Here is a 26,945-nt window from a genome sequence, read left to right on the forward strand (position 1 = left end):
GTCAGGCGGCCTCGCGGCCGCGCTGACAATTCTCGTTTCCAGGCAATTTGAACATGGCGATCTGACCGTTGAGCCGGTCGGCTTCAGTCGCCACGCTCGACGTTGCTGCACTCGCTTCCTCAACCATCGCCGCATTCTGCTGGGTCACCTGGTCCATCTGGCTGACGGCCTGACTGATCTCGTTGAGGGCTGCCGACTGCTCCTTTGCAGCCGAAACGATGGCCGTGACGCGTTCGTTGATCTTCATCACATGATCTTCGATGCCCTTCAGCGTGTCGCCGGTTTCGTTGACCAGCCGAACCCCGGCCTCTACCTCCTGCGCCGAGCGATTGATCAGTGCCTTGATCTCGCGGGCGGCGTTGGCAGACCGCTGGGCGAGTTCGCGGACTTCCTGCGCGACGACGGCAAAGCCCTTGCCGGCCTCCCCTGCCCGGGCGGCCTCGACGCCGGCATTCAGGGCGAGAAGATTGGTCTGGAAGGCGATTTCATCGATGACCGAGATGATCTGGCTGATCTGCCCGGAGGACTGTTCGATATGGTGCATGGCCTTCACCGTATCCGCCACGACGGCACCGGATTTCTGGGCGGTCACGCTTGCTTCGCGCACCAGATGGCCTGCCTCTTCCGCACGTTGCGTGGAACTCGTCATGGTCGCGGTGATCTGGGTGATCGAAGCGGCAGCCTCTTCCAGGGCGGCAGCCTGGCGTTCGGTACGGCGGGCGAGGTCGTCGGCTGCCAGCTGCAGTTCCTGCGAGCCGCCATGCAACTGTCCGGTACTCTCGCGGATGGTCGACATCACGCCGCACAGCCGCTCCATCGAGCCGTTGAAGCTTATGCGAAGCGGATCGAGAGAGGGCGCAAAGGGTTTGGAGAGACGATAGCCGATTTCCCCCGCTGACAGCGCATCCAGGCCGCTGGCGAGTTGTTCAACCGCATAAGAGATCTCCGCGGCACGTTCTGCCCGTTCGCGTTCGGCCTCCAGTTCGGCCGCACGCTTGATCCGCTCGGCTGCTTCCTGCTCCTCGCGTTCCTTGACCATGCGGGCCTTGGCAAGCGCGATATATTCGGTGACGGCGCGCCCCATCTGGCCGATCTCGTCCTTGCTCTCGGCTCGGATCAGGTCGACTTCGACATTACCGGCGGCCAGATCATTCATCGTCCGTGTCAGGCGCCGCAGCGGACGCACGACGGTCAAGGACAGGGAGATGGCAAAGAAGCAGGCAAAGGTGAGCACCGTACTCGTGATCCCGGCAACACGCAGCAGATGATGGTACTCCTGATCAGCCATCCCCTGCGCATCCACGACAATGGTCGCCAGCGTCTCGTTTTCGAGTTCCTTCAGACGCTCGATACGGCGCGCCGAACGCTCCAGCCACTGGCCGCTGTCGATCGCCGAGAGGTCAGCCGACAGGCCACCCACCATCATCTTCGAGCGTATATCCTCGACGGCCTCCGCATCCGGCGTATGCAGCAATTCGCGGTAGTGTTCGCGATCCTCGTCCGGCAGCAGTTCGAGATACTGGTCGATCAGCGATTTCTGCGAACCGAACATACCGACGAAATCAAGATAATGCGCCTCGTCGAACTTGCCTTCGGAGAGGAAGGCGTGCCCCAGATTACGCTCCTGGCCTGCCACTTCCTTGGCGTTCATAAGCAGGCTGTAGGCCATCATCTTGCCGACCACGCCCTTGGCGCCGGCAGCGAGCGAGAACTCGCGCGAGACATTCATGAGCCGGTGAACGAGATCGGTGTAGTAGACGAAGACTTCTGCGGGCGCCAAGGCCAGATTGTCGGTCGAGGACCGGATCTGCGGAAGCTTCGCCAGCACCGCCGTGAGCTCCTCTTCGTGGCGCATCAGTGTCGGATCGCCCTCGGCCTTCATGTCGGCGAGAACCTGGTCCATCTTGTCGAGGGCGGGCGCACCGGCGGTTCGAGCGGCCTCAAGTTCGGCGCCATGCTCCCGCCCCCTGGAGGCGAGCAGGCCCACCGCTTCGGCGCGTTCCGCCTGGAGCGCATGCACGAAATCACCGATCACGCCGAGATCGGCGCTGACGATGTTCAGATGGCGAGCATGCTGATAGGCAGTAAACGTCGTATTGATTTCGACATAGGCCAGACCGGCCAGAGCCACGAGCGGTATGGCAAGCGCCACCGCGAGGCGCCAAGTCACTGAAACATCCGTCAGTCGCATCTCGATCCCCAGCGTTGCATCGGATTTTACTAAAATTACGCAACCATAGCGTCAAACTGATCATGCGTTGCAATGGTTAAACATTAGTCATTCTGAAATTGAGAAAATTGAGAGATGAGGCCGTTTCTTTGGCTTTCAGTTCGCAAAACGTCCAGCAACTGAGCCAGCGGCCTCGTCGATCAACCATGTGGCCAGCAGATTGACGGCTTCGCTGCTGCTGCCCGGCACAAGCCAATATCCACGCCCTTGGACCGCCATCACCTCACCCGCCACGACCAGCAAATTGGCCTCGAGCAGCTGATCCACGATGCCCAGCCAGCCGAGAGCCACACCCTGCCCAGCCATGGCGGCCTGAACCACGAGCGCATAGGTGTTGAAGCGGAGATCGCCCGGACTGTCCTGCAGGCTTTCGCCCCGTTGCAACCGCGACAAGTATGCATGCCAGTCGAGCCAAGGCGAGACGTGCTCGGCTTCGAGATGGATCAGGGGACATTGCCGGATGGGCAGGCCCGGACCATCCTTGAGGCTTTGCGCCAGGATGGGCGTGCAGACAGGCACGACCCGTTCGGGCATCAGCAGGCGGGCGTCGGCGCCAAACTCGCTGCCCGAGCCGAAGGCGACAGCGAGATCCGCATCCTCGCGCCAATGGGGCCCGAGGCGCTGGGTTGCGACGATCTGCAAATCGATTTCCGGATGGCTTTGCCGAAAGACATGCATGCGAGGAATGAGCCAAAGGCTGGAGAAGGCGTAATCCGTGGCGAGCCGCACGGTGGGTCTTCTGCGCGCAGCACGCACGCTGCGCTGCAGGGCATCCACCTCCGACACCGTGCGTTCCGCAATCGCGAGCAGTCGCCGCCCTTCATCGGTGTATCTGACGCCCCTGTGCAGGCGATGCAGCAAGGGCTGACCAAATCGCTGCTCCAGAAGGCGGATCTGATAGCTCACGGCCGGCTGGGTCAGGCCGAGCGCTTCGGCTGCGGCCGACAGGGAGCCTTTCCGGTCGATCTCGACCAGCAGTCGCATCCAGGCGAGATCGATCAGCGCTTCAGACATAAATTTTCTCTATGTGAAACATCAAAATTCTCCCGCTTCACAGGTGAATGGTACGGCTCTTGAATAAGGGTAACCAATATCACAACAAGAGGGAACCATCATGCGCAAGACACTTACGTCCGGCACACGCCTTGGCGGGCTCGCCGCTCTGGCAATGCTGTTGATTACCACCAATGCGGCGGCTGCGGACGCCGAAAGCTGCAAGGTCGTCCGGTTGTCCGATCCGGGCTGGACCGACATTACGGCGACCAATGGTGTCGCCTCGGTCGTTCTCGATGCGCTCGGCTATGAGCCCGATGTGAAGACGCTATCCGTGCCGATCGGCTATCAGTCGATGAAGAACGGCGAGATCGACGTGTTTCTCGGCAACTGGATGCCCGCTCAGCAGGCCTTCATCGACGACCTGAACGCTGCACAGGCGATCGAAGTGCTGGCGAAGAACCTGGAAGGTGCAAAGTTCACCCTCGCTGTCCCGACCGCGGTTGCAGACAAGGGCATCAAGGATTTCGCCGATCTCGGCAAGAATCCCGACGAGTTCGAAAGCAAGATCTACGGCATCGAGCCCGGCGCGCCGGCCAATGCGAACATCCAGAAGATGATCGATGCCGGCGAATTCGGCCTGAAGGGCTGGGAACTTGTCGAGTCCGGCGAGCAGGCGATGCTGGCCCAGGTCGAGCGCGCCACGAAGGAAGGCAAGGGCGTGGTCTTCCTCGCCTGGGCGCCGCATCCGATGAACGAACGATTCGACCTCACCTATCTTTCGGGCGGAGACACCTATTTCGGCGCGAATTTTGGCGGCGCGGAAGTCTATACGCTGGCCCGCACTGGCTGGAGCGGCAACTGCCCGAACGCTGCCACCCTCTTCAAGCAGATGACCTTCGACGTCTCGATGGAAAACGTCTTGATGGGCGAGATCCTCGGCGGCAAGGATTCGAAGGAAGCCGCAACGGAATGGCTGAAGGCCAATCCTGCCGTCATGGATGGCTGGCTGAAGGGCGTGACGACCTTTGACGGTCAGCCGGGTGACGCGGCGGTCAAATCCGCTCTCGGTCTTTGAGGTCGTATCCAGTGACATCACGCCCCAATATTCTGATCCTGATGGTGGATCAGGCCAACGGGACCTTCTTTCCGGATGGTCCCGCCGACTTCCTGCATGCCCCGCATCTCAAGTCCCTGGCGAAGCGCTCCGTGCGCTTCGCCAACACCTATACGGCAAGCCCGCTCTGCGCACCGGCGCGTGCCTCCTTCATGTCCGGGCAATTGCCGAGCCGGACCCGCGTCTACGACAATGCGGCGGAATTCGCCTCCGATATCCCGACCTATGCGCATCACCTCAGGGCTGCCGGTTATCAAACCAGCCTGTCGGGCAAGATGCATTTCGTCGGGCCTGACCAGTTGCACGGTTTCGAGGAGCGGTTGACGACCGACATCTATCCCGCCGATTTCGGCTGGACCCCCGACTATCGCAAGCCGGGCGAGCGGATCGACTGGTGGTATCATAATCTGGGTTCCGTCACGGGCGCCGGCGTTGCCGAGATCACCAACCAGATGGAGTATGACGACGAGGTGGCCTACAACGCCACGCGACGGCTCTACGACCTGTCGCGCGGACACGACGAGCGGCCCTGGTGCCTGACGGTCAGCTTCACCCATCCACACGACCCCTATGTTGCGCGGCGAAAATATTGGGATCTCTACGAGGGCTGCGACGCCCTGCAGCCGAGTGTGCCTGCGATCCCCTATGACGAACAGGATCCGCATTCGCAGCGCCTGATGGATGCCTGTGACCACCTCGCCTTCGACATCACGGACGAGCACATACGCCGTGCGCGGCAAGGCTACTTCGCCAACATCTCCTATGTCGACGACAAGATCGGCGAGATCCTCGACGTGCTCGAGCGCACCCGGATGGCGGAGAATACAATCATTCTCTTCGTCTCCGACCATGGCGACATGCTTGGCGAGCGAGGCCTCTGGTTCAAGATGAACTTCTTCGAGGGCTCCGCGCGGGTACCGATGATGATGGCTGTGCCCGGGATCGAGGGACGCCTGGTAACAACGCCGGTCTCGACGCTCGATGTGACGCCGACGCTTGCCGGTCTAGCGGGCATCGACATCTCGACGATCAAGGACTGGACCGACGGCGAGGACCTGATGCCGCTTGCGACCGGCACTGGCGGCCGCAGCATTGTTCCGATGGAATATGCGGCGGAGGGCACGGTGAGTCCCATGGTCGGGCTTCGAAACGAGCGTTACAAACTGACGCTCTGTGCGGCGGATCCACCGATCCTGACCGATCTAGAAGCTGATCCCTGTGAGATGACCAACCTCGCTCACGATCCGGCGGCGGCAAGCGTGTTCGAGGCATTGCGCGAGGAAGCAGCCCGACGTTGGGATCTGATGCGTTTCGATGCCGCTGTGCGGGAAAGTCAGGCGCGGCGACACATCGTCTATACGGCGTTGCGCAACGGCGCCTATTTCCCCTGGGATTACCAGCCGCTGCAGAAGGCCTCGGAGCGCTATATGCGCAACCATATGGACCTCAACATTCTCGAAGAAAGTCAGCGCTTCCCAAGAGGCGAATGATCCAAACAAGAAGGGCGGCCGAGATAATCGGGCCGCCCTTTTCAATGAATCAGAGACAATCTCAGGCGATCAGACCTTCAACAAAGTCGAAGAGGCCATGGCGACGATCGCGGCGCAGGCGCTCGGCCTTGACGATGGACTGGACGGCATCGAAGGCGGAGTTCAGGTCGTCATTGACGATCACATAGTCATATTCGCGCCAGTGCTTGATCTCTGAGCGGGAATTGTTGAGGCGTGTCTGGATGACCTCCTCCGTATCCTCTGCACGGCGATGAAGGCGCGACTGCAGTTCGGCCATGGTCGGCGGCAGGATGAAGATCGAAACGACATCGGCCGACATCTTTTCCTGCAGCTGCTGGGCGCCCTGCCAATCGATATCGAAGAGCATGTCGCGGCCCTCCCCCATGGCCGTCTCGACGGCCTCACGCGGCGTACCATAGTAGTTGCCGTGCACCTGCGCCCATTCGAGCAGCGAGTCGCTATCGCGGAGCCGTTCGAATTCGCGCTGGGAGACGAAGTGGTAGTGAACACCCTCGATCTCGCTCTGGCGGCGCTGCCGGGTCGTCACACTGACCGAGAGGCTGATCTGCTGGTCGCGATCCATCAAGGTGCGGGCGATCGTCGACTTTCCGGCGCCCGAGGGCGAGGAGATGACGAGCATCAGGCCGCGCCTTGCGATCTTGACGGAGGTGGGGGCGGCAGCGGCCATGGACTACTCCAGATTCTGAACCTGTTCGCGGAACTGGTCGATGACGACCTTCAATTCGATGCCGGCGGCAGTGACTGCGACGGCATTGGACTTGGAACAGATAGTATTTGATTCGCGGTTAAATTCCTGCGCCAGGAAATCGAGCTTGCGGCCGACGGGACCACCAACGGACAACAGTTCGCGGGCGGCCGTCACATGGGCCTTGAGGCGATCGATTTCCTCACGCAGATCCGCCTTGGTGGCGATCAGGGCGATTTCCTGATGCAGGCGGTCGCGGTCGAGGCCGCTGGTCGTGTCCATCAGACTGGCGAGCTGGGCTTCAAGCCGGCGTGCGATCTCATCGGGCGAACGCGACGGATCCGCCTCGATCTGCAGGGCAAGCTCTTCGATCCTGGCGATGTGCTCTTCGAGGATCCGGCGCAGTGCCGCCCCCTCGGTCGTGCGCATGTCGACCAGTGCGGAGATAGAGCGTTCGAGGCCGGCGAGAATGTCCGCGTCACGCTCGGCGATCGCTTCGGCATCGTCCGTCGCTTCGCGCATGTCGACGAGCCCTCGGATCGACAGGAGTGTGTCCAGCCTGAGCGGAGCCGGGTCCAGTACATCGGGTCCGAGCTCGTTGCGCAACGCGAGAACGGCCGCCAGTGCATCATGATTGAGCACCGCTTCGACGCGGTTTTCACTGACCGTCACGCTGAGGCCGATCTGCAGATTGCCGCGAGTGAGACGCTCGCTGGCAAGGCGACGGATATCCGTCTCCAGCGCTTCGTGCCCCTGCGGCAGGCGCGTGCGCAGGTCGAGCCCCTTGCCGTTCACCGAGCGCAGTTCCCAGGCCCAGCGATAACGACCGGACGAGCCCTCGACCCGGGCGAAGCCCGTCATGGATTGCAGTGTCATGTCCCCGCCCCTTACCGCCGGTGTCAGTTATTGGCCGACGGATCGACTTCCGGATCGACATCCAGTGTGGCTGGCGGCGTTTGAGCGCGCTCGGCCTCGATCTTGCGCCAGCGACGGACATTCGCATTGTGCTCATCGAGCGTCTTGGCGAAGGCGTGACCACCGGTTCCGTCGGCGACGAAATAGAGATCATCCGTCTTCCACGGATGGGCGACCGCTTCGAGGGCAGCACGGCCCGGATTGGCGATCGGGCCTGGCGGCAGCCCCCTGATCACATAGGTGTTGTAGGGCGTTTCCTTGCGGATGTCCGACTGATAGATCGGGCGATCTGCCGGTTTGCCGTCACCACCGAACAGGCCATAGATGATCGTCGGGTCCGACTGGAGCCGCATGCGCTTGTTCAACCGGTTGATGAAGACCGAGGCAACATGGGCACGTTCGTCGTCCTTGCCGGTTTCCTTTTCGACGATAGAAGCCAGCGTGACGAACTCTTCCTTGGTCGTGACAGGCAGATCCGGATCGCGCTTCTCCCAAATCTGGTCGATCAGCCGCTCCTGGGCGGCCCGCATCTGGGCAACGATCTCGGCACGGTTCGTGCCGCGCGTGAACTTGTAGGTATCTGGACGCAGGCTGCCTTCCGGCGGAAGCTCCGCAGGCAGGTCGCCTTCAAGCACCGGATCGGCGGCAAGCCGCAGGAACATCTGTTTGACGGTCAGGCCTTCCGGGAAGGACACCGAATACAGGATGGACTTGCCGGATTCGAGCAGCGCCGTGATCTCCTTCATCGAAGAGCCGGCCTTGATCTCATATTCGCCGGCCTTCAGCGTCTGGCCGTCCGTAAGGTAGGTCGTCGTGACATAGCGATAGATGCGGGCGTCAGAGACGATGCCGTTGCGTTCCAGGTTGTTGGCGATCTCGGCGAGGCCAGCACCGCTGCGCACGACGAAATTGGTGTTGGCGACGAGCGGACCGGGCTTCTGGTAGCTGTCCATGACGTAGAAGAAGCCGGCCACGGCCACGACGCTGACGAAGACCACCATGGTCATCAGGAAGTTCAGGAAGATCACCAGCTGGCTGCGCGCCTTGCGCGACCGGCGCGGCGGCTGCGGCACGCGCTCGGGGCGCAGGGCCTCGTTCGGCGACTTCGGAATGAAGGGTCCCTTGCCCGGCTGGGTCTCGGCATCGCGGCCGAAGGAGACACCGTTGTTCTGGCTACCGCCGTTCTGGCTGTTGTCGGTCACCGGCAATCCTTCTTCGTTTCGCACTCGCGGCTGTTTTATCCAGCAATGCGGCAAAAATCCGGGTCATCGTCCGGCACAGGTGCGCCGGGCGTTGGCATGATTTCTACCCGCTAAAAGTGGTGGCGGGCAAGAGCGCCCAGCCTTCATCCAGTGCAATCGCGGGCGGCAGATCAGCGACCGGCCGCCCGGGTGCGATCAGGCCTCGTAGCGCTTCAGCACGAGCGAGGCATTGGTCCCGCCGAAGCCGAAGGAATTCGACAGGGCAACATTGATCTCGCGCTTTCTCGCCTTGTGCGGCACGAGGTCGATCTTGGTCTCGACATCGGGAGTGTCGAGGTTAAGCGTCGGCGGCGCGATGTTGTCGCGGATCGCCAGCGCCGAGAAGATTGCTTCCACCGCACCGGCCGCACCAAGCAGGTGACCGATGGCCGACTTGGTCGACGACATCGAGACATTTTCGGCATGATCGCCGAGCAGGCGCTCGACGGCACCCAGCTCGATCGTATCGGCCATGGTCGAGGTGCCATGGGCGTTGATGTAGTCGATGTCGGACGGCTTCAGACCGGCACGCTTCAGCGCCATGGTCATGCAGCGGAACGCACCGTCACCATCTTCGGAGGGAGCCGTGATGTGGAAGGCGTCGCCCGAGAGGCCGTAACCCACGACTTCCGCGTAGATCTTGGCGCCACGGGCCTTGGCGTGTTCCAGTTCTTCCAGAACGACGATGCCGGCGCCTTCGCCCATGACAAAGCCATCACGGTCCTTGTCGTAGGGACGCGAGGCGGCGGTCGGATTGTCGTTGCGGGCGGTCGACAGCGCCTTGCAGGCGGCAAAGCCGGCAAGCGAGATGCGGCTGATTGGCGATTCGGTACCGCCGGCGACCATCACGTCGGCATCGCCGAGCGCGACCAGACGGGCAGCATCGCCGATCGCATGGGCGCCGGTCGAGCAGGCCGTCACAACGGAATGGTTCGGGCCACGCAGCTTGTGGCGGATCGAAACCTGGCCGGAGGCGAGGTTGATCAGGCGGCCCGGAATGAAGAAGGGCGAGAGGCGACGCGGCCCCTTGTCGCGCAGGATGTGGCCGGCTTCGACAATGCCTTCGAGGCCGCCGATGCCGGAGCCGATCAGGACGCCCGTGGCACACTCTTCTTCGTAGTTCTTTGGTTCCCAGCCGGCATCCTTCAACGCCATATCGGCTGCAGCAAGGGCATAGATGATGAAGGCGTCAACCTTGCGCTGGTCCTTGGGCTCCATCCAGTCGTCGGGGTTCCAGGCGCCCTCGCCTTCGGTCGGGATGCGGCAGGCGATCTTGGCCGGCAGGTCCTCAACCTCAAATTCCGTGACCAGGCGGGCACCGCTCTGGCCGGCCAGTAGCCGCTGCCAGGTCAGTTCCGTTCCACATCCCAGAGGCGATACCATGCCGGTACCGGTGATGACGACACGTCTCATCGTGCGAAGCCCACCCTAAATTGGTTGACCGAAGTCACTGTAAACAAAGGTCCAGATACAACAAGGCCCGCTCATCGCGGGCCCAAGCGGATAGGACGGGCTCGCGCCCGCCTTCCGCAGCAGTGTGATCGATCAGGCCTGGGCCTTCTCGATGAACTTGACAGCGTCGCCGACCGTCAGGATCGAGTTCAGCTGCATCGTCCGGGATCTCGACGCCGAATTCTTCTTCGAAGGCCATGACGAGTTCGACGGTGTCGAGCGAGTCAGCGCCCAGATCGTCGATGAAGCTCGCGCCTTCGACGACCTTTTCAGCGTCAACGCCGAGATGATCAACTACAATTTTCTTCACGCGTTCTGCGATATCGCTCATGTCGGTATCCTCGACCTTCTAAAATTCAGAGGGAGCCTTAATGGCGTCCCTACCCTGCATTCAGCCAGTGACGCTTTCGTCCCACCAGCAAACCTGTTCGGCCCTGACCCAGAGCGGTTTATGCAAACAAAAGCATAAACTTCGGCTCATGAGACGGAGCAACTGCTCACAGTCATGGCCCGCTTAACACGGTTTAAGCGCGCCGCAAAGCCAGAAATTCGCCCCCTCGCCTTGGTCAACATCCTATTGCGCAGGGGCTGTTTCCGGCAATGTTATCAGATCATCGCCATGCCGCCATTCACGTGCAGCGTCTGGCCCGTCATGTAGGCAGCCTCGTTGGAGGCGAGGTAAACGACGGCGGACGCGACTTCTGCGCCCGTGCCCATGCGCTTCATCGGGATGGCGCCCATGATCGCATCCTTCTGCTTGTCGTTCAGCTTGCCGGTCATGGCGCTTTCGATGAAGCCCGGCGCCACGCAGTTGACCGTCACGTTGCGGGTCGCGATTTCCTGGGCGAGCGACTTGGAAAAGCCGATCATGCCGGCCTTGGAGGCGCAGTAATTGGCCTGGCCCGGATTGCCGGTCACGCCGACGATCGAGGTGATGTTGATGATGCGGCCGAAGCGGCGGCGCATCATCGGATGGGTCAGCTCGCGCGTCAGGCGGAAGACGGCGGTCAGGTTGACTTCGAGCACCGCATCCCAGTCGGCATCCGACATGCGGACGAACAGGCCGTCCTTGGTGATGCCGGCATTGTTCACGAGGATGTCGACGCCTTCGAGTTCAGCTTCGGCCTTTTCGCCGAGCGCCTTGACTTCGTCGCGATCGGAGAGGTTGGCCGGGAAGATCTTGACGCGATCGCCGAGCTCGGCGGCCAGTGCTTCCAGCTTTTCGACGCGCGTGCCGTGCAGGCCGACAATTGCGCCCTGGGCATGCAGCTGGCGGGCAATTTCTTCGCCGATGCCGCCGGTGGCGCCAGTCACGAGGGCCTTGCGGCCGGTCAGATCGAACATGGTCGGGTTCCTTGTTATTCGTTGAGGCGGTCAGCCGTTGAGGGCGGCGAGCGCTGCGTCGATGTCGGCCGGGCCGTTGACGGCCACACCGCTGATGTTCTTGTCGATGCGGCGGGCAAGACCTGTCAGGACCTTGCCGGCACCCACTTCATAAAGCGTGGTGACGCCATTGGCGCCAAACCACTCCACCGTTTCGCGCCAGCGCACCTGACCGGTGACCTGCTCGACGAGCAGATCGGCGATCTCGGCAGCGGAGGTGACGGGGGCTGCACGCACATTAGCGATCAGCGGCACGATGGGGTCTTTCTTCTCGACCTTGGAAAGGGCCTCGCGCATGGCGTCGGCTGCCGGGCCCATGAGTGCCGAATGGAAGGGTGCGGAGACCGGCAGCATGATGGCGCGCTTGGCGCCCTTTTCGGTGGCGAGTGCTGCGGCCTTCTCGACGGCGGCCTTACCGCCGGAGATGACAAGCTGTCCGCCGCCATTGTCATTGGCGATCTGGCAGGGACCGATTGCGGAGGCTTCAGCGCAGATCGCCTGCACATCGCCGTGCTCCAAACCGATGATCGCGGCCATCGCGCCTTCACCCACAGGGACGGCGGCCTGCATGGCATTGCCACGAATGCGCAGGAGACGCGCGGTGTCGCCGATCGAGAAGGTGCCGGCAGCGCAGAGCGCGGAATACTCGCCGAGCGAATGGCCGGCGACGTAGGCAACCTTGGACTTGAGATCCAGGCCCCTGGCCTCCAGCACGCGGATGACTGCCATCGAGACGGCCATCAGCGCCGGCTGGGCATTGGCGGTCAGCGTCAGCGTCTCTTCCGGACCATTCCACATGATATCGGAGAGTTTCTGGCCGAGCGCTTCATCGACTTCTTCGAAAACGGCGCGGGCCTCGGCAAAACTGTCGGCAAGGTCCTTGCCCATTCCGACAGCCTGACTGCCCTGACCCGGAAAGGTGAATGCGACTGACATGGGCGTTTCTCCCTTGGTTTTTCCCTGTCAATTCACAGTTGGCCCTTGCGAGTCAAGCCTTGGCACCATTCCTCGACCGCCCGAAACACCGGAAATAGAGGGCTGTTCCACAGCTATCGACATCTTGCGACGCATCAATTTCTGACTAGATTGCTCCGGAACTCATCCCGCCTCCCAAGGCAATCCCTCCGCATCAGAGGCTTCCCCCATGAAGATGAACCGGCTCGGCCGAACCGATATCCTTGTTTCCGAGATCTGCCTGGGCACCATGACCTGGGGTTCGCAGAACACGCGCGAAGAAGCCTACCAGCAGATGGATTACGCGCTCGACCACGGCGTCAATTTCTTCGACACGGCCGAGCTTTATCCGACGACGCCACTTTCGGCTGAGACCTATGCCGACACGGAACGCCTGATGGGCGACTGGTTTGAAAAGACCGGCAATCGCGACAAGGTGGTTCTGGCAACCAAGGTCGCCGGCCCCGGCCGCCCCTACATCCGCGAGGGCAAGCCGATCACCGGCGCCGTGGTCAAGGAAGCGCTCGACGCCAGCCTGACACGGCTGAAGACCGACTATGTCGATCTCTACCAGATCCACTGGCCGAACCGCGGGCATTTCCACTTCCGCGGCGCCTGGAACTACAATCCTTACAAACAGGATAAGACAAGGGCCTCTGCCGACATCGCGGAAATCCTGGATGCCTTGGGCGACTGTGTGAAGGCCGGCAAGCTTAGGGCCGTCGGACTGTCCAACGAGACCACCTGGGGCACACAGAAATATCTGACGCTTGCCGAAGCCAAGGGGCTTCCGCGTGTCGCCACGATCCAGAACGAGTATAATCTGCTCTATCGCCACTACGATCTCGATCTGGCTGAACTTTCTCATCACGAAGACGTTGGCTTGCTCGCCTATTCACCGCTCGCGGGTGGTATTCTCTCGGGCAAATATCTCGACGGAAAGAAGCCGGCGGGCTCGCGTGGCTCGATCAACGGCGATATTGGCGGCCGCCTCGTGCCGCATCAGGAAGCGGCAACGCGAGCCTATGTCGAGCTTGCGGCCAAGCATGAAATTGATCCCTCCGCCATGGCGCTCGCCTTCTGCCTGACGCGCCCGTTCATGGCCTCCGTGATCATCGGCGCCACGACGATGGAGCAGTTGAAGACCAATATCGACGCTGCGGAGCTGACACTCTCAGACGAAGTGATGCAGGAGATCGCCAAGATCCATCGTCTCTATCCGATGCCGATCTGACGACACGAATACCGGGAAGCCGTCCGACAAACAAAAACGTGAACGGACGTGACCTAAACATCGCCGCAGTGCATCACCACCTGCGGCGACGATCACATATCGGCCGTTTGGGCCTTGTTTTATGGGGGTTTGTCTTGGATTACCTGTTCGTGGCCGGGGGCCTGGTCGGCCTTTATTTCGGGGCCGAATGGCTCTTGCGCGGTGCAATCGGCGTGGCGCAGAAGCTCGCCATACCGACGCTGATCGTTTCGCTCGTGATCGTTGGCTTCGGCACATCGATGCCGGAGCTGCTGGTCTCCGTCCGCGCCGCACTCACCGGTTCATCCGACATCGCCATCGGCAACGTGGTCGGCTCCAATACGGCCAACATTCTCCTGATCGTCGGAGCCTGTGCGATGATTTTTCCGATCACGCATTGGGACAAGGGCGTGAAACGCGACACCTATGTGATGATCGGCGCTGCCGTTCTGCTGCTGGGTCTCGTCCAGTTCGAGGCCATCGGGCGAATCGCAGGCCTCCTTATGGTCGCAGGTCTGATCGCCTACATCCTATACGCCTATGTTCAGGGTAAGGACGCGGTCGAAGAACTGGCGGATGAAGACGTGAAGCACGAGACACTCGGCACGGGCTTCATGACCCTTCTGATTGTCGGCGGCCTGGCCACGCTGTTTATCGGCGCCGAACTGCTGGTCCGCGGTGCGACCAATCTCGCCCGCGACTTCGGCGTCTCCGAAGCCGTCATCGGCCTCACCGTCGTTGCCGTCGGCACCTCGCTGCCGGAGCTTGCCACCGGCATCATGTCGGCGCTGCGCAAGCATTCCGATATCATGATCGGCAACATCGTCGGATCGAACATCTTCAACATCCTGTTCATTCTGGGTGTGACCTCCGTCATTCAGCCGATCTCGGTCGATCCGCGATTCGGCAGTTTCGACGTCCCAGTCATGCTGGGCGTCACCATCGGCTTCGCCTTCCTGCTTCTTGCGCATCTGGGCGTGCGCAGATTGACGGCCGGCGCGATGCTCGTGGCCTATGTCGGATACACGCTCGCACTGGTTCAGGTCTGACGTACCAGCGCCATTGCAAACCTTGACACGGGCCGCCGGCATAAAATGCCGTGCGGCCCTTGCTTTTGTGGCTAATCCGCGTATAAGCGCACCGTTCACAACACCCGGTCTCTGGCTGGTGGCTGAACGGAGGGCTGGCAGGCCGATAAGGCTTGCAGCAGGAACCAGAAGGGTTTCCGGTCTCCCGTGTCTCCGCTCTCGACCGTCTCGAACACAACACTTTTCTTGCCGCGGCACACGCCGCACAGGAGCAGTCTGTGAGGCTTAGCGCCGGATCCGGGTGACGACAACCGCAAGAAAAGGCAAAGCTTACATGGCTCTTTACGAACACGTATTCCTTGCCCGGCAGGATATGTCCGCTCAGCAGGTTGATGCCCTCGTCGAACAGTACAAGGGTGTCATCGAAGCTAACGGCGGCAAGGTCGGGCGCGTAGAAAACTGGGGCCTCAAGTCCCTCACCTACCGCATCAAGAAGAACCGCAAGGCTCACTACGCCCTGATGGACATCGATGCTCCGGCACCGGCCGTCCATGAAATGGAGCGCCAGATGCGCATCAACGAAGACATTCTTCGTTACATGACCATCGCTGTTGAAGCCCACGAAGAAGGCCCGTCTGCCATGATGCAGAAGCGCGACCGTGACGACCGTCCGCGTCGTGACGGCGACGATCGTGGCCCGCGTCGCGATTTCGGCGACCGTGGCGATCGTGGTCCGCGTCCGGACCGTGGCCCGCGTGAAGGTGGCTTCGAGCGTCGTCCGCGCGAAGACCGCGCGTAATCTGAGCAATAGGAGAACACACAATGGCTGATGCATCCTCTTCTCAGGCACGTCGTCCTTTCCATCGTCGTCGCAAGACCTGCCCCTTCTCGGGCGCAAACGCTCCGCGCATCGACTACAAGGACGTCCGTCTCCTGCAGCGCTACATTTCCGAGCGCGGCAAGATCGTTCCTTCGCGTATCACCGCAGTTTCCCAGAAGAAGCAGCGCGAACTGGCCCAGGCCATCAAGCGCGCCCGTTTCCTTGGCCTGCTGCCTTACGTCGTAGCGTAATCTGATCCGAAGCCTGCCGGCTCTCCGCCGGCGGGCTTCATCCCTTCCGCGTTGGGCGCGGATCGGAACCGACCGCCAGATGGCGCGATTGCCGCGACGTCGGGTGAAAACCCATGTTGGGGATGGCTCTTGCGAGATCGCGTTAGCCCCTCCCCTAACTGCTAGAACAGCAGGACAGCGACATTGAAGAACCTGGATGCGAAATCGCTGACGACCGGCTTTGTTGCCGGCATTGCCGCCGCCCTGCTCGTGCTGGGTGCTGCGGCACAGCCCACGCTTGCCTCCATCCTCTATGCTGCTTCCGCCCTTCCCGTTCTGATCGTCGGCCTCGGCTGGGGCAATGCCGCCGCCATCACCGCGATCGTGACGGCCGCCCTTCTCGGTATGGTCAGCGTATCGCCGACATTTGCCTTCGGCATGACAATCTTCACGCTTGGGCCGGCCGGCTGGCTGGCACACCTGTCGAGCCTGGCGCGTCCAGCGTCCGAAATCGGCGGCCCTGACCACCTGATCGCCTGGTATCCGCTTTCCGATATTCTTCTTCAGCTCTGTGCTTTCGTGTCGATCGCCGTCGTCGTGCTCGGCGTGATCATCGGCTTTGGTCCGGAATTCACGGGCCAGCTTGTCGATGCGATGACGCAGGCGATGAGTACGCAGGATCCGGCCATGCTGCCCGATGCCGTGGCGCTCGAGCAGTTGAAGCGGACCATGGTCATCCTGCTGCCGATCATCCAGGGCGGCACCTGGGTTCTGCTGCTGACGATGATGTATTACATCGCCATGCGGATCGTCACGGCTTCCGGCCGCAACAAGCGTCCGCGCGAAGACTTTCCGTCGGCGCTCCGGATGAACCGCAACACGGTCTTCATCTTCCTCGCCGGCATTGTCGCCTGCTTCATCGGCGGCGTGCCCGCCATGATCGGCGCAGTTGTCTGCGGCACCTTCGGCGCGGGCTTCCTGATGGCTGGCTTTGCCTCCATGCATCTCAAGACCCGGGGCAAGGACTGGCGCCTGCCGGCCCTCGTGCTCGCCTATCTCTCTTCGATCATGCTGCTTCCGCTCATGATCCCCTTCATCATCGGCCTTTCGGACACACGAAGGACCGTTGCCCTGACGCCGGCCGGCAAGGCCGACACTTCAAACTCCGACACTGACAACTGAAAGGAACAGGATCATGCAAGTCATTCTCCTCGAACGCATCGCAAAGCTCGGCCAGATGGGCGAAACCGTCAAGGTTCGCGACGGTTTCGCTCGTAACTTCCTGCTGCCGCAGGGCAAGGCGCTGCGCGCCAACGAAGCCAACAAGAAGCGTTTCGATGCCGAGCGCGCCACGCTCGAAGCCCGTAACCTCGAGCGCAAGTCGGAAGCCCAGACCGTTGCCGACGCTCTCGCCGGCAAGTCCTTCATCGTCGTCCGTTCGGCTGGCGAAACCGGCCAGCTCTACGGTTCGGTCGCTGCTCGTGACGTCGTCGAAATCCTGGCTGCCGAAGGCTTCAACATCGGCCGCAACCAGGTTGAACTGAACACCCCGATCAAGGCTATCGGCATCCACCAGGTCACCCTGCACCTGCATGCGGAAGTCGAACTGTCCGTCGAGCTCAACGTTGCCCGTTCGGCTGAAGAAGCCGAGCGCCAGGCCAAGGGCGAAAGCCTGACCTCGGCCGACGCCATCTATGGCGTTGACGAAGACGCTCTTCGTCCGGAAGACTTCTTCGATCCGGACGCAGACATGGACGGCGAAGACGACTGATTTTTCCGCCATCGCGGAGACGAAACGCCCGGATTTTTCCGGGCGTTTTTCGTTTGCGCTCTGCTAAAATGAACGCTCCAGATCGCCGATTCGGCTGATGTCACAGTCAACCGAAAAGATCGGATTGCTCGGCTTTTTCTAAAGTCGCGATTGGGCGCCTGTGAATCAATGTGGGTTGCTGCGCGGGCCATTCCGCTGGCCCAGGTTCTCGCTATGGTGCAGCCACCGCCGACACTCTGAACGGATATGAACGAATGAATGATGCTGCGCGCAAACTGAGCCCGGTCCAACCGACTGAGCCGCTCTATCGGGAGGCTCCGAACAATATCGAAGCCGAACAGGCCCTGCTCGGCGCCATTCTCGTCAACAACGATGCCTTCTACCGCGTTTCGGACTTTCTGAAGCCCGAGCATCTCTATGAGCCGCTGCACCGCAAGATCTTCGAGGTCGCCTCCGAGATCATCCGCATGGGCAAGACGGCAAACCCGGTCACGATCAAGACCTTCCTGCCGGCCGACCAGAAGGTCGGCGACCTGACGGTTGCGCAGTATCTCGCGCGGCTTGCTTCCGAAGCGGTCACCATCATCAATGCGGAGGACTATGGTCGCGCTATCTACGATCTCGCGCTGCGCCGCTCGCTGATCCAGATTGGCGAGGACGTCGTCAACATCGCCTACGACGCGCCGCTCGACATGCCACCACAGGCGCAGATCGAAGACACCGAACGCCGGCTCTTTGCGCTGGCCGAAAACGGCCGCTACGACGGCGGCTTCCAGTCCTTCTCGGATGCGGTCGCCCAGGCCGTCGACATGGCAGGGGCTGCTTTCGAGCGTGACGGCAACCTCTCGGGCGTCTCCACCGGCATCATGTCGCTCGATGCCAAGATGGGCGGGTTGCAGCGCTCCGACTTGATCGTGCTCGCCGGTCGTCCGGGTATGGGCAAGACCTCGCTTGCGACCAACATCGCCTGGAACATAGCGGCCGCCTATGAGCCGGAAGTCCTGCCCGACGGCTCCTTCAAGGCAAAGAATGGCGGCGTGGTCGGCTTCTATTCGCTCGAAATGTCGGCCGAACAGCTCGCCACCCGTATCATGTCAGAGCAGACGGAAGTCTCCTCCTCGAAGATCCGCCGCGGCGACATCACCGAGCACGAGTTCGAAAAGCTTGTCGGCTTTTCCCAGACCATGCAGAAGGTGCCGCTGTTCATCGACCAGACCGGTGGTATCTCGATCGCCCAGCTCGCTGCCCGTGCCCGTCGTCTGAAGCGTCAGCGCGGTCTCGACTTCCTGGTCATCGACTATATCCAGCTGATGACCGGCTCCGGCAAGTCGGGCGAAAACCGTGTTCAGGAAATCACCCAGATCACCACGGGCCTCAAATCGCTGGGCAAGGAATTGAACGTGCCCATCGTGGCGCTCTCACAGCTCTCCCGTCAGGTCGAAAACCGCGAAGACAAGCGCCCGCAGCTCTCCGACCTTCGCGAATTGGGTTCGATCGAGCAGGACGCCGACGTCGTGCTCTTCGTGTTCCGCGAGGAATACTATGTGAAGAACCTCGAGCCCCGCGACATCGCCGATCCGAAGTATCCGGAATGGGAAGCGCATATGGAGAAGGTCAAGGGTACGGCCGACGTGATCATCGCCAAACAGCGTCACGGACCGACCGGCACCGTCAAGCTCGCCTTCCAGTCGGAATTCACCCGCTTTGCGGATCTGGCCGAGCCGAGCTTCATCCAATACGAAGAACCGTGAGATCGGAGGGCGCCCCAGAGGCGCCCTACTCATTTTCGGGTCAGAGGCCGAATAGACGCAGGAGCGCTACGGAGATGACGCCGAGTACTGCTGCCGGCAACAGTGACAGACGCAGCGCCGCTGCGACAACCACCAGGCAACCGATCGTCTCAGGCCAGCCCGTTGCCAGCGCCGTCGGCGCGACCACGGCCATCAGCACGGCGGGCGGGACGGTGGCGAGTGCCTTTTCGGCGCTGGCACCGAGTTTGAGACGGCGCACGAGGAATGCGCCGGACAAGCGGGTGAAAACCGTGGCGGCCATCATGGCAAGGATGGTCGCGAGGGTTGTGGGATCGAGGCTCATGCCGCCTGCTCCTTCTGCTTCAGCGGAATGAAAGCCGCCGCAAGGCCCGCGAGTGCGCCGGCGGCAATGTACCAGGCGCCCGGCACGAACGCCTGGACGGTGAGCGCCGCAAGTCCGCTGGCCGCCAGCACCAGTCCGGTCTCCCTGCCCTTCCAGAATCCGGTCAGCAGCACGATGAAGACCGCCGGGAAGGCGAAATCCAGGCCATAGATGGCGATGTCGCCGATCAGCGCACCGAAGAGCGCGCCAGCGAGGCTCGATGCCACCCAGCCGAGATAGAAGGGCAAGGCGAGCCCGAGATAGTAGGCTGGCGTCAGCACGGTCGTCCTAGCCCGCGCCTCTGCGAGCGCCCAGTTCTCGTCCGCCATGATGAGCAGCGTCGGCAGCTTCTGCCAAGGGCGGAAGAGGCCGAGGCTGCGTTCCAGCGAGGCGCCCATCAGTACGTGGCGGAGATTGACCAGAAGTGCTGCGAAGCCGAGCGCCGTCCAGGAGGCCGGGTGGGTCCACAGATCCATGGCAACGAATTGCGAGCCGCCGGCAAAGACCAGCGCGCTCATCAGCGTCACCTCAACCGGCGAAAGACCCTTGCCAGTCGCGACCGCGCCGAAGACGAAGCCGATGGGGATTGCGGCGATGATCAGGGGAAGGATGGCGCGAAAACCGTCGAGGGCTTCGCGCCGCAATGCTTGTGCTTTCATGGGGCCTCCTGTTCACGGAGGGTCTAGCCGGTTTGGTAACGCGCCGTCTTGAACGAAAGTGACTGATATCAGCCGGCGCGGAAAACGGCTGGCGTGAGGCCCGTGCGCGCCTTGAACTGCCGGGTCATATGCGCCTGATCCGCGAAGCCACAGGCCGCTGCCGTGTCCGACGGAGTGGCGCCTGATCGGAGCAGATGCCGGGCGTGGCGGATGCGCATGTCCGTCTGGAAGGCATGCGGCGTGATGAAATACTGCTTGCGGAAGGCGCGGATCATGTGGGCACGGCTGAGGTTCGCCACTTTCGCCAGCGCCTCGAGGCCGATCTCCTCATCGAAATGGGCGGCGATATGATCGCGGACCCGGCGCATGGCCGAGGGTTCGCTGTGATCAGGCGCGCGGATGATCTCGCTGCCATGGCGGGCGAACATGGTGGCGAGCACACAATACATGCTCTCCTCGCCCTCCAATGCCGCAACCTCACCGCTCTCGATCCGGCGGTGGGCAAGGTTGAAGGCCTTGGCGAGTTCCGGGTCGGTCAGAAGCTGTCGACCGAAGCTCGCAATGCCATGGAAGGCGCGGCCCGTCACTTCCTCGATGATGTCGGTCAGCAGCGCGACCTCGGGATAGATCATCCGGTAGCGATACCCGTCCGGCGCGCCGGGCTGGCCGTCATGGATCTCGCCCGGATTGATCAGATAGAGCGCGCCGGGGCCAGTGTGTTCGCGCGTGCCCCGGATGCTTGCCACCTGGCAGCCGACCTCGATCGCACCGATCGAAAAGGTGTCGTGCGAATGCGGCGAGAATTCATGGGTGATGAACGAGGCCGTCAGGCATTCCATGTCGCGGAAACGCCCGTCCCGCCAGAAGCGGGTTCGCTCCTTGCGTGAGACCGGATTGGCCTCGGCGGCCTCCTGCTGCGAAACACTGTGCATAGCAGCATAATATCGGGCCGCCGCATTTTCGTCTTGAAGAAAAGTGCTAGGGTCGGCGCATCGTTCAACTGACCCGAAGCCTTCATGACAGACCGTTTCACCATTCTCGATGCGCCGGAGGAGTTTCTTTCGGCACCGCTGCGCCTGACCGTGGATCTCTCGGCGATCGCCGAGAACTGGCGAGAGATGGCACGCCGCTCGGGCAAGGCGCGGGCTGCTGCCGTCGTCAAGGCGGATGCCTATGGTCTCGGCATCGAGGATGTCGGCCAGATGCTTTACCGCGCTGGTGCCCGCGACTTCTTCGTCGCCGTGCCGGCGGAAGGAGCGACACTCCGTCCCTATGCGCCCGAGGCCCGCATCTTTGTGCTGTCAGGCATCTGGCCCGGCCAGGAAGAGATCTTCTTCGAGAACGATCTGGTCCCGGTGATCGCATCCGAGGAGCAGCTTGCCTTCTGGATGGCGGTGCTCACCGAGCGCGGCCCCTACCCTTGCGCCCTGCATGTCGATACCGGCTTCAACCGCCTCGGTTTACCGATGGCCGACGCGCTGGCGCTGACCGACGATGTTTCGCGTCCCGCCAGTCTCGATCCGGTTCTTGTCATGAGCCACCTCGCCTGCGGCGATGATCCGTCTTCGCCGATGAACCGCCAGCAACTCGAGAAATTCCGGGAGGTTAGCGCGGCTTTCGAAGGTGTTGATTCCAGCCTCTCGGCATCTGCCGGCATCTTCCTCGGCTCGGATTACCACTTTGATCTCACCCGTCCCGGAATCGCGCTCTATGGCGGGGAGGCTGTCAGCGGCGCCAGAAACCCGATGCAGCCGGTGGTCAAGGCCGAGGCCCGCATCCTGCAGATCCGCGAGGCAAAAGCCGGCGAAAGCGTCTCTTACGGCGCAACGCATGTGCTGGCGCGCGACAGCCGGCTTGCCGTTACGAGCGTCGGTTATGCGGATGGCTATCTGCGCAATCTCTCCGGCTCGGGTATCGCCTTGCGCGGGACAAGAATTGCTGGTGCAGAGGGGGTGAGCGCCAGTCGGCGTGTGCCGGTCGTCGGCCGGGTCACCATGGATCTCTCCGTCTTCGACATCACCGATCTGCCCGACAATGCGGTGCGCAGCGGCGACTATATCGAACTCCTCGGCCCCTCCATGCCGCTCGACGAGGTGGCCCGCGCCGCCGGCACGATCGGTTACGAAATGCTGACTGGACTTGGGCTGCGCTATGAACGGATCTATCTCGAGGGGGAAGACTGAGGTCTGGCGCGGGTGGATTTGTTCTGCTATTGTTCCCGTAAATGGAGCATCTGATGACCGAAGAAAGCCCATCCCAAGCGACCGTTCAGATACAGCTCGAACCTGACGAATTGGCGTTTGTAGAGCAGCAGATCAGCAACGGCATCTATGCTTCTGCTGAGGATATGCTGCGGGCTGGCCTTCGTCTGCTGGCTCAGAACGAGCGGCTGGAGCGGATCAAGGAACTGCGCACGATGATCGATGACGCGGACCGATCGGTGGATGCTGGTGACTTCAGGGAGTTCTCCAAGCCCGGCGACCTCACGGCATTCATTGTCGCCGAAGCGAAAGCACGACGGTGAACAGCAGTCCCGGTCGACCGTATCGACTGTCACCCCAAGCCATCGAGGATCTCATCGAGATCTACGCCTACCTTTATGTCCGAAGTCCTGTTCCAGCCGAGCGCTTCACGGCCGATCTCGAACAAAAGATTGGCGACCTGGCTGCCTCCAGAAACCCGCGGGTCGCCCGCGATTGGGTCAAAACCGGATTGCGCGCATTTCCCTATCGACGTCGATGCATCTATTTTCGTCTCGTCGACGACACACTGATTGTGCTGCGCATCACGCACGGCCGCCAAAACATCTCCCCCGACGATTTCCCCGAAAGCGACCTGTAATTCATGGCCAAAGCCAAGACCCAATTCATCTGCCAGAACTGCGGCACGGTCCACTCCCGCTGGGCGGGAAAATGCGATGGATGCGGCGAGTGGAACACCATCGTCGAGGAAGATCCGATGGGCGGGATCGGCTCCGGTCCCGGCAAGGCGCCAAAGAAGGGCCGTCCTGTCACCCTCACCTCGCTGTCTGGCGAGATTGAGGAAGCGCCGCGCATTCCGACAGGCATGGGTGAACTCGACCGGGCAACCGGTGGCGGTTTTGTGCGCGGTTCGGCGGTCCTGATTGGTGGGGACCCTGGCATCGGCAAGTCGACGCTTCTGATGCAGGCGGCAGCGGCGCTGGCGCGGCGTGGTCATCGGGTCATCTATGTCTCGGGCGAAGAGGCTGTCGCCCAGGTCCGGCTGCGCGCCCAGCGCTTGGGGGCTGCCGATACGGATGTGCTGCTCGCCGCCGAAACCAATGTCGAGGACATCCTCGCCACCATCTCCGAAGGCAAGCGACCCGATCTAGTCATCATCGATTCGATCCAGACGCTGTGGAGCGATACGGCTGACAGCGCGCCGGGTACCGTGACCCAGGTGCGCACCGGGGTTCAGGCAATGATCCGCTTTGCCAAGCAGACCGGGGCGACCATGGTGCTGGTCGGGCACGTTACCAAGGAAGGCCAGATCGCCGGTCCCCGCGTCGTCGAGCACATGGTCGATGCCGTCCTCTATTTCGAGGGCGATCGCGGCCATCACTATCGCATCCTGCGCACGGTGAAGAACCGCTTCGGACCGACCGACGAGATCGGCGTCTTCGAAATGTCGGACAAAGGTCTGCGCGAAGTCGCCAATCCGTCCGAATTGTTCCTCGGCGAACGCAATGAGAAAGCCCCGGGCGCAGCCGTCTTTGCCGGCATGGAAGGCACACGGCCCGTGCTGGTCGAGGTACAGGCGCTGGTGGCTGCCACCTCGCTCGGCACGCCTCGTCGTGCGGTCGTCGGTTGGGATTCGTCCCGCCTCGCCATGATTTTGGCGGTATTGGAGGCGCATTGCGGGATCAGGCTCGGTCAACATGACGTTTACCTGAACGTTGCCGGCGGCTATCGGATCAGTGAACCGGCGGCCGACATGGCGATTGCTTCGGCACTGGTTTCGTCGCTGGCCGGTATTGCCCTTCCGGCCGATTGCGTCTATTTCGGCGAAGTCAGCCTGTCGGGGGCGGTGAGGCCGGTGGCCCATACGGCCCAGAGGCTGAAAGAGGCGGAAAAGCTCGGTTTCTCCGCTGCGGTCTTGCCGGCTGCCTCCCCGGACCTTCCAAAGGGTTCGGCAGGCAAATGGAGGGAAGTGGACAGCCTTCCCGATCTCGTGGCGCGGATCGCCGGTTCCCGGCTGAAAGCCCCCACGGGTCAGGAGGACGGTTGATCCGGTCCGACGCGTGTTATCACGCGTTCCGGCGGAATCGCGGTGACATCAATGCCGGTCTTTTCCGGCAGCCTTGGAGTTGGTATTTATGCCCATCACAATTTTCGACGGTATCGTCATCGGCGTCGTTCTGTTTTCAGCGGTGCTGGCGATGGTGCGTGGCTTTTCGCGTGAAGTGCTGTCCATAGCGAGCTGGGCGGGTTCGGTTGCTGCCGCCTACTATCTCTATCCCCTGCTCGTTCCCTATCTGATGAGCTATACCAACGATCCGCGGATCGCGATGGCAGGCTCTGCCGGCATCATCTTCCTGATCGCGCTGATCGTCATTTCCTTCATCACTTCGCGCATTGCCGACTTCATCATCGACAGCCGCATCGGCGCGCTCGACCGCACGCTCGGCTTTCTCTTCGGCGCGGCCCGTGGCCTGCTGCTGCTCGTCGTTGCGGTGGCTTTCTGGAACTGGTTGATCAACGAGCCGCAGCGGCCGGACTGGGTCAACAACTCCAAGTCCAAACCCTTCCTCAACTCGCTGGTGCAGAAACTCGAGGCTGTCCTGCCGGAAGACATCGAGCCGCAGATCCGCGAGCGCATCCTCGGCCGCGACGAGCCGGAAGCCGGCGCTGCTGGCGAAACGGCTCCCGCCGAGCAGGCGCCCGAACAGGCTCCGGCCCAGAACAACTGATCCTCTCGCGGCTTCGGCCGCGCGACATGAGACAAGACACAGATGCCGCCGGATCGGGACAGACCGGCGGCTTCCCTGTTCAAAGCGCAGCATCCCGCGTCTGTCCCCGGAGCAAAGGCCCTCGCCATGAAGCAGATCAGCCCTTCTTACGTCGTCTATGGCAGCCAGGACGACAAGTTCCACGAGGAATGCGGCGTGTTCGGCATTCTCGGCCATCCGGATGCAGCAACGCTGACGGCGCTCGGCCTGCATGCGCTCCAGCATCGCGGCCAGGAAGCGGCCGGCATCGTCTCCTTCGACGGGCGTCAGTTCTACACCGAAAAGCATATGGGCCTCGTCGGTGACCACTACACCAATCCGGCGACGCTCGCGAAGCTGCCCGGCCCGCAGGCGATCGGCCACACGCGCTATTCGACGACAGGGGAAGTTGCGCTGCGCAACGTCCAGCCGCTGTTTGCCGAGCTCGAAGAAGGCGGCATTGCCATTGCCCATAACGGCAATTTCACCAACGGTCTGACGCTGCGCCGCCAGATCATTGCGACCGGCGCCATCTGCCAGTCGACCTCGGATACCGAAGTGGTGCTGCATCTGATCGCCCGCTCGCGCCATGCCTCGACCACCGACCGCTTCATCGATGCGATCCGCCAGATGGAAGGCGGCTATGCGATGATCGCGCTCACCCGCACCAAGCTGATCGCTGCCCGCGACCCGATCGGCATCCGTCCGCTGGTCATGGGTGAACTCGACGGCAAGCCGATCTTCTGTTCGGAAACCTGTGCGCTCGACATCATCGGCGCGAAGTTCGTGCGCGACGTGAAGAACGGCGAAGTGGTGATCTGCGAAACGCAGGCCGACGGCTCCGTGACGATCGAGTCCCGCATGCCGGCCCGTCCCCTGCCGGAACGCGTCTGCCTGTTCGAATATGTCTATTTCGCGCGCCCGGACTCGGTCGTTGCCGGCCGCAACGTCTACACCACCCGCAAGAATGCCGGCATGAACCTCGCCAAGGAAGCGCCTGTTGAAGCCGATGTCGTGGTGCCCGTGCCGGATGGCGGCACGCCGGCTGCCCTCGGCTACGCGCAGCAGAGCGGCATCCCCTTCGAATACGGCATCATCCGCAACCATTATGTCGGCCGTACCTTCATCGAACCCACGCAGCAGATCCGCGCTTTCGGCGTAAAGCTCAAGCATTCGGCCAACCGGGCAATGATCGAGGGCAAGCGCGTCGTGCTGGTGGATGATTCCATCGTGCGCGGCACGACCTCGCTGAAGATTGTCCAGATGATCCGCGATGCCGGCGCCAAGGAGGTGCATATCCGCGTCGCGTCCCCGATGATCTTCCATCCTGATTTCTACGGCATCGACACGCCGGATCGGGACAAGCTGCTTGCCAACCAGTATGCCGGCGACGAGGCGATGGCGAAGTATATCGGCGCGGACTCGCTTGCCTTCCTGTCGATCGACGGCCTCTACACCGCGGTCGGCGGCGCTCCGCGCGATCCGGCCAACCCGCAATTCACCGACCACTATTTCACCGGCGACTATCCGACGCGCCTTGTCGACAAGGAAAGCGAGAAGCCGGGCCGCAAGGAAAGCATGCTCGCCGCCAACGGCTGAGCT

The 26,945-nt window shown here is 62.0% G+C and carries 26 protein-coding genes and 1 pseudogene; 15 read left to right on the plus strand and 12 right to left on the minus strand.

Translation table 11 applies throughout. The features are described from left to right. Position 1: 1 nt before the first annotated feature. Together SJY08_RS10570 and SJY08_RS10575 are read right to left on the minus strand one after the other, a co-directional pair. A complete protein-coding gene (locus SJY08_RS10570; protein WP_377275527.1) occupies positions 2-2,191 on the minus strand; it encodes a methyl-accepting chemotaxis protein in 2,190 nt (729 codons plus the stop codon). A gap of 135 nt (positions 2,192-2,326) precedes the next feature. Further along, on the minus strand, positions 2,327-3,244 hold the full coding sequence (locus SJY08_RS10575) for a LysR family transcriptional regulator (RefSeq protein ID WP_377275528.1): 918 nt from the start codon (positions 3,242-3,244) through the stop codon (positions 2,327-2,329). Between the two features lie 154 nt (positions 3,245-3,398). Here SJY08_RS10575 and SJY08_RS10580 point away from each other — a divergent pair, with 154 nt between their 5' ends. Together SJY08_RS10580 and betC are read left to right on the plus strand one after the other, a co-directional pair. After that, entirely contained in the window at positions 3,399-4,301 is a 903-nt protein-coding gene (locus SJY08_RS10580) for a choline ABC transporter substrate-binding protein (protein WP_377278547.1), read from the plus strand. Positions 4,302-4,312: 11 nt separating this feature from the next. Next, positions 4,313-5,830 carry a choline-sulfatase gene (betC, locus tag SJY08_RS10585; RefSeq protein ID WP_377275529.1) on the plus strand — a complete coding sequence of 506 codons (1,518 nt, stop codon included), beginning with the start codon at positions 4,313-4,315 and terminating at the stop codon, positions 5,828-5,830. Between the two features lie 61 nt (positions 5,831-5,891). Here betC and gmk read toward each other — a convergent pair whose 3' ends face one another. From gmk to fabD, 7 genes and pseudogenes are all read right to left on the minus strand, one after another. After that, the gene (gene gmk / locus SJY08_RS10590) at positions 5,892-6,539 is read right to left on the minus strand and encodes a guanylate kinase (RefSeq protein WP_054150510.1); all 648 of its coding nucleotides are present in this window, start codon (positions 6,537-6,539) and stop codon (positions 5,892-5,894) included. A 3-nt stretch (positions 6,540-6,542) separates the two neighbouring features. Further along, positions 6,543-7,433 carry a YicC/YloC family endoribonuclease gene (locus SJY08_RS10595; protein ID WP_300890000.1) on the minus strand — a complete coding sequence of 297 codons (891 nt, stop codon included), beginning with the start codon at positions 7,431-7,433 and terminating at the stop codon, positions 6,543-6,545. Between the two features lie 23 nt (positions 7,434-7,456). Next, a complete protein-coding gene (mltG, locus tag SJY08_RS10600) occupies positions 7,457-8,680 on the minus strand; it encodes an endolytic transglycosylase MltG (RefSeq protein ID WP_371418473.1) in 1,224 nt (407 codons plus the stop codon). Between the two features lie 189 nt (positions 8,681-8,869). Continuing rightward, positions 8,870-10,126 (minus strand): beta-ketoacyl-ACP synthase II, encoded by a 1,257-nt coding sequence (fabF, locus tag SJY08_RS10605; protein ID WP_054150508.1) that lies wholly within the window; start codon positions 10,124-10,126, stop codon positions 8,870-8,872. 132 nt (positions 10,127-10,258) lie between these two features. Beyond that, positions 10,259-10,496, minus strand: a pseudogene (locus SJY08_RS10610) (acyl carrier protein). 275 nt (positions 10,497-10,771) lie between these two features. Further along, entirely contained in the window at positions 10,772-11,509 is a 738-nt protein-coding gene (gene fabG, locus SJY08_RS10615; protein WP_054150507.1) for a 3-oxoacyl-[acyl-carrier-protein] reductase, read from the minus strand. 30 nt (positions 11,510-11,539) lie between these two features. Further along, a complete protein-coding gene (fabD, locus tag SJY08_RS10620) occupies positions 11,540-12,484 on the minus strand; it encodes an ACP S-malonyltransferase (protein ID WP_069041722.1) in 945 nt (314 codons plus the stop codon). Between the two features lie 208 nt (positions 12,485-12,692). Here fabD and SJY08_RS10625 point away from each other — a divergent pair, with 208 nt between their 5' ends. The 7 genes from SJY08_RS10625 to SJY08_RS10655 all read left to right on the plus strand — a co-directional run bounded on the left by SJY08_RS10625 (position 12,693) and on the right by SJY08_RS10655 (position 19,354). Further along, positions 12,693-13,736: an aldo/keto reductase gene (locus SJY08_RS10625; RefSeq protein ID WP_054150505.1), complete on the plus strand. Its 1,044-nt coding sequence runs from the start codon at positions 12,693-12,695 to the stop codon at positions 13,734-13,736. Between the two features lie 134 nt (positions 13,737-13,870). Then, positions 13,871-14,803 (plus strand): calcium/sodium antiporter, encoded by a 933-nt coding sequence (locus SJY08_RS10630; RefSeq protein WP_377275530.1) that lies wholly within the window; start codon positions 13,871-13,873, stop codon positions 14,801-14,803. Positions 14,804-15,116: 313 nt separating this feature from the next. After that, positions 15,117-15,581, plus strand: a complete 465-nt coding sequence (gene rpsF, locus SJY08_RS10635) for a 30S ribosomal protein S6 (RefSeq protein ID WP_054150503.1) — start codon at positions 15,117-15,119, stop codon at positions 15,579-15,581. 23 nt (positions 15,582-15,604) lie between these two features. Beyond that, positions 15,605-15,853, plus strand: coding sequence for a 30S ribosomal protein S18 (gene rpsR / locus SJY08_RS10640; RefSeq protein ID WP_006727431.1), 249 nt, complete (start codon positions 15,605-15,607; stop codon positions 15,851-15,853). Positions 15,854-16,036: 183 nt separating this feature from the next. Further along, on the plus strand, positions 16,037-17,014 hold the full coding sequence (locus SJY08_RS10645) for a DUF2232 domain-containing protein (protein ID WP_377275531.1): 978 nt from the start codon (positions 16,037-16,039) through the stop codon (positions 17,012-17,014). A gap of 13 nt (positions 17,015-17,027) precedes the next feature. Continuing rightward, positions 17,028-17,603 (plus strand): 50S ribosomal protein L9, encoded by a 576-nt coding sequence (rplI, locus tag SJY08_RS10650; protein WP_054150501.1) that lies wholly within the window; start codon positions 17,028-17,030, stop codon positions 17,601-17,603. A gap of 254 nt (positions 17,604-17,857) precedes the next feature. Continuing rightward, positions 17,858-19,354 (plus strand): replicative DNA helicase, encoded by a 1,497-nt coding sequence (locus SJY08_RS10655; protein ID WP_377275532.1) that lies wholly within the window; start codon positions 17,858-17,860, stop codon positions 19,352-19,354. 40 nt (positions 19,355-19,394) lie between these two features. Here the strand turns inward: SJY08_RS10655 and SJY08_RS10660 are convergent, their stop codons facing one another. The 3 genes from SJY08_RS10660 to SJY08_RS10670 form a co-directional block, all read right to left on the minus strand. Then, complete coding sequence (locus SJY08_RS10660; RefSeq protein ID WP_054150499.1) at positions 19,395-19,697, minus strand: AzlD family protein; 303 nt, start codon at positions 19,695-19,697, stop codon at positions 19,395-19,397. Continuing rightward, positions 19,694-20,395: an AzlC family ABC transporter permease gene (locus tag SJY08_RS10665; RefSeq protein WP_377275533.1), complete on the minus strand. Its 702-nt coding sequence runs from the start codon at positions 20,393-20,395 to the stop codon at positions 19,694-19,696. The genes SJY08_RS10660 and SJY08_RS10665 overlap by 4 nt, the downstream gene beginning before the upstream one ends. A gap of 68 nt (positions 20,396-20,463) precedes the next feature. Continuing rightward, positions 20,464-21,327 carry an AraC family ligand binding domain-containing protein gene (locus SJY08_RS10670; RefSeq protein WP_377275534.1) on the minus strand — a complete coding sequence of 288 codons (864 nt, stop codon included), beginning with the start codon at positions 21,325-21,327 and terminating at the stop codon, positions 20,464-20,466. Positions 21,328-21,411: 84 nt separating this feature from the next. Between SJY08_RS10670 and alr the strand changes: the two genes are divergently transcribed. The 6 genes from alr to purF all read left to right on the plus strand — a co-directional run bounded on the left by alr (position 21,412) and on the right by purF (position 26,942). After that, complete coding sequence (alr, locus tag SJY08_RS10675) at positions 21,412-22,578, plus strand: alanine racemase (protein ID WP_377275535.1); 1,167 nt, start codon at positions 21,412-21,414, stop codon at positions 22,576-22,578. A 53-nt stretch (positions 22,579-22,631) separates the two neighbouring features. Next, positions 22,632-22,919, plus strand: a complete 288-nt coding sequence (locus SJY08_RS10680; protein WP_377275536.1) for a type II toxin-antitoxin system ParD family antitoxin — start codon at positions 22,632-22,634, stop codon at positions 22,917-22,919. Then, positions 22,916-23,236, plus strand: coding sequence for a type II toxin-antitoxin system RelE/ParE family toxin (locus tag SJY08_RS10685; protein WP_377275537.1), 321 nt, complete (start codon positions 22,916-22,918; stop codon positions 23,234-23,236). Before SJY08_RS10680 ends, SJY08_RS10685 begins: the two co-directional genes overlap by 4 nt. 3 nt (positions 23,237-23,239) lie before the next feature. Continuing rightward, positions 23,240-24,643: a DNA repair protein RadA gene (gene radA / locus SJY08_RS10690; protein ID WP_054150494.1), complete on the plus strand. Its 1,404-nt coding sequence runs from the start codon at positions 23,240-23,242 to the stop codon at positions 24,641-24,643. Between the two features lie 88 nt (positions 24,644-24,731). Beyond that, positions 24,732-25,325, plus strand: coding sequence for a CvpA family protein (locus SJY08_RS10695; protein ID WP_377275538.1), 594 nt, complete (start codon positions 24,732-24,734; stop codon positions 25,323-25,325). 126 nt (positions 25,326-25,451) lie between these two features. Beyond that, positions 25,452-26,942, plus strand: a complete 1,491-nt coding sequence (purF, locus tag SJY08_RS10700; protein ID WP_054150707.1) for an amidophosphoribosyltransferase — start codon at positions 25,452-25,454, stop codon at positions 26,940-26,942. The last annotated feature ends 3 nt before the right edge of the window (positions 26,943-26,945 follow it).

The sequence above is a fragment of the Rhizobium sp. R86522 genome (assembly GCF_042466255.1).
Classification (GTDB): Bacteria; Pseudomonadota; Alphaproteobacteria; order Rhizobiales; family Rhizobiaceae; genus Allorhizobium.

Excerpts from the sequence above, each read along its gene's own strand:
- SJY08_RS10570 (WP_377275527.1), bottom strand. The coding sequence starts at position 2,191 with ATGCGACTGACGGATGTTTCAGTGACTTGGCGCCTCGCGGTGGCGCTT.
- SJY08_RS10575 (WP_377275528.1), bottom strand. The coding sequence starts at position 3,244 with ATGTCTGAAGCGCTGATCGATCTCGCCTGGATGCGACTGCTGGTCGAG.
- SJY08_RS10580 (WP_377278547.1), top strand. The coding sequence starts at position 3,399 with ATGCTGTTGATTACCACCAATGCGGCGGCTGCGGACGCCGAAAGCTGC.
- gmk (WP_054150510.1), bottom strand. The coding sequence starts at position 6,539 with ATGGCCGCTGCCGCCCCCACCTCCGTCAAGATCGCAAGGCGCGGCCTG.
- SJY08_RS10595 (WP_300890000.1), bottom strand. The coding sequence starts at position 7,433 with ATGACACTGCAATCCATGACGGGCTTCGCCCGGGTCGAGGGCTCGTCC.
- fabF (WP_054150508.1), bottom strand. The coding sequence starts at position 10,126 with ATGAGACGTGTCGTCATCACCGGTACCGGCATGGTATCGCCTCTGGGA.
- fabG (WP_054150507.1), bottom strand. The coding sequence starts at position 11,509 with ATGTTCGATCTGACCGGCCGCAAGGCCCTCGTGACTGGCGCCACCGGC.
- fabD (WP_069041722.1), bottom strand. The coding sequence starts at position 12,484 with ATGTCAGTCGCATTCACCTTTCCGGGTCAGGGCAGTCAGGCTGTCGGA.
- SJY08_RS10625 (WP_054150505.1), top strand. The coding sequence starts at position 12,693 with ATGAAGATGAACCGGCTCGGCCGAACCGATATCCTTGTTTCCGAGATC.
- rpsF (WP_054150503.1), top strand. The coding sequence starts at position 15,117 with ATGGCTCTTTACGAACACGTATTCCTTGCCCGGCAGGATATGTCCGCT.
- rpsR (WP_006727431.1), top strand. The coding sequence starts at position 15,605 with ATGGCTGATGCATCCTCTTCTCAGGCACGTCGTCCTTTCCATCGTCGT.
- rplI (WP_054150501.1), top strand. The coding sequence starts at position 17,028 with ATGCAAGTCATTCTCCTCGAACGCATCGCAAAGCTCGGCCAGATGGGC.
- SJY08_RS10655 (WP_377275532.1), top strand. The coding sequence starts at position 17,858 with ATGAATGATGCTGCGCGCAAACTGAGCCCGGTCCAACCGACTGAGCCG.
- SJY08_RS10660 (WP_054150499.1), bottom strand. The coding sequence starts at position 19,697 with ATGAGCCTCGATCCCACAACCCTCGCGACCATCCTTGCCATGATGGCC.
- SJY08_RS10665 (WP_377275533.1), bottom strand. The coding sequence starts at position 20,395 with ATGAAAGCACAAGCATTGCGGCGCGAAGCCCTCGACGGTTTTCGCGCC.
- SJY08_RS10670 (WP_377275534.1), bottom strand. The coding sequence starts at position 21,327 with ATGCACAGTGTTTCGCAGCAGGAGGCCGCCGAGGCCAATCCGGTCTCA.
- alr (WP_377275535.1), top strand. The coding sequence starts at position 21,412 with ATGACAGACCGTTTCACCATTCTCGATGCGCCGGAGGAGTTTCTTTCG.
- SJY08_RS10680 (WP_377275536.1), top strand. The coding sequence starts at position 22,632 with ATGACCGAAGAAAGCCCATCCCAAGCGACCGTTCAGATACAGCTCGAA.
- radA (WP_054150494.1), top strand. The coding sequence starts at position 23,240 with ATGGCCAAAGCCAAGACCCAATTCATCTGCCAGAACTGCGGCACGGTC.
- SJY08_RS10695 (WP_377275538.1), top strand. The coding sequence starts at position 24,732 with ATGCCCATCACAATTTTCGACGGTATCGTCATCGGCGTCGTTCTGTTT.
- purF (WP_054150707.1), top strand. The coding sequence starts at position 25,452 with ATGAAGCAGATCAGCCCTTCTTACGTCGTCTATGGCAGCCAGGACGAC.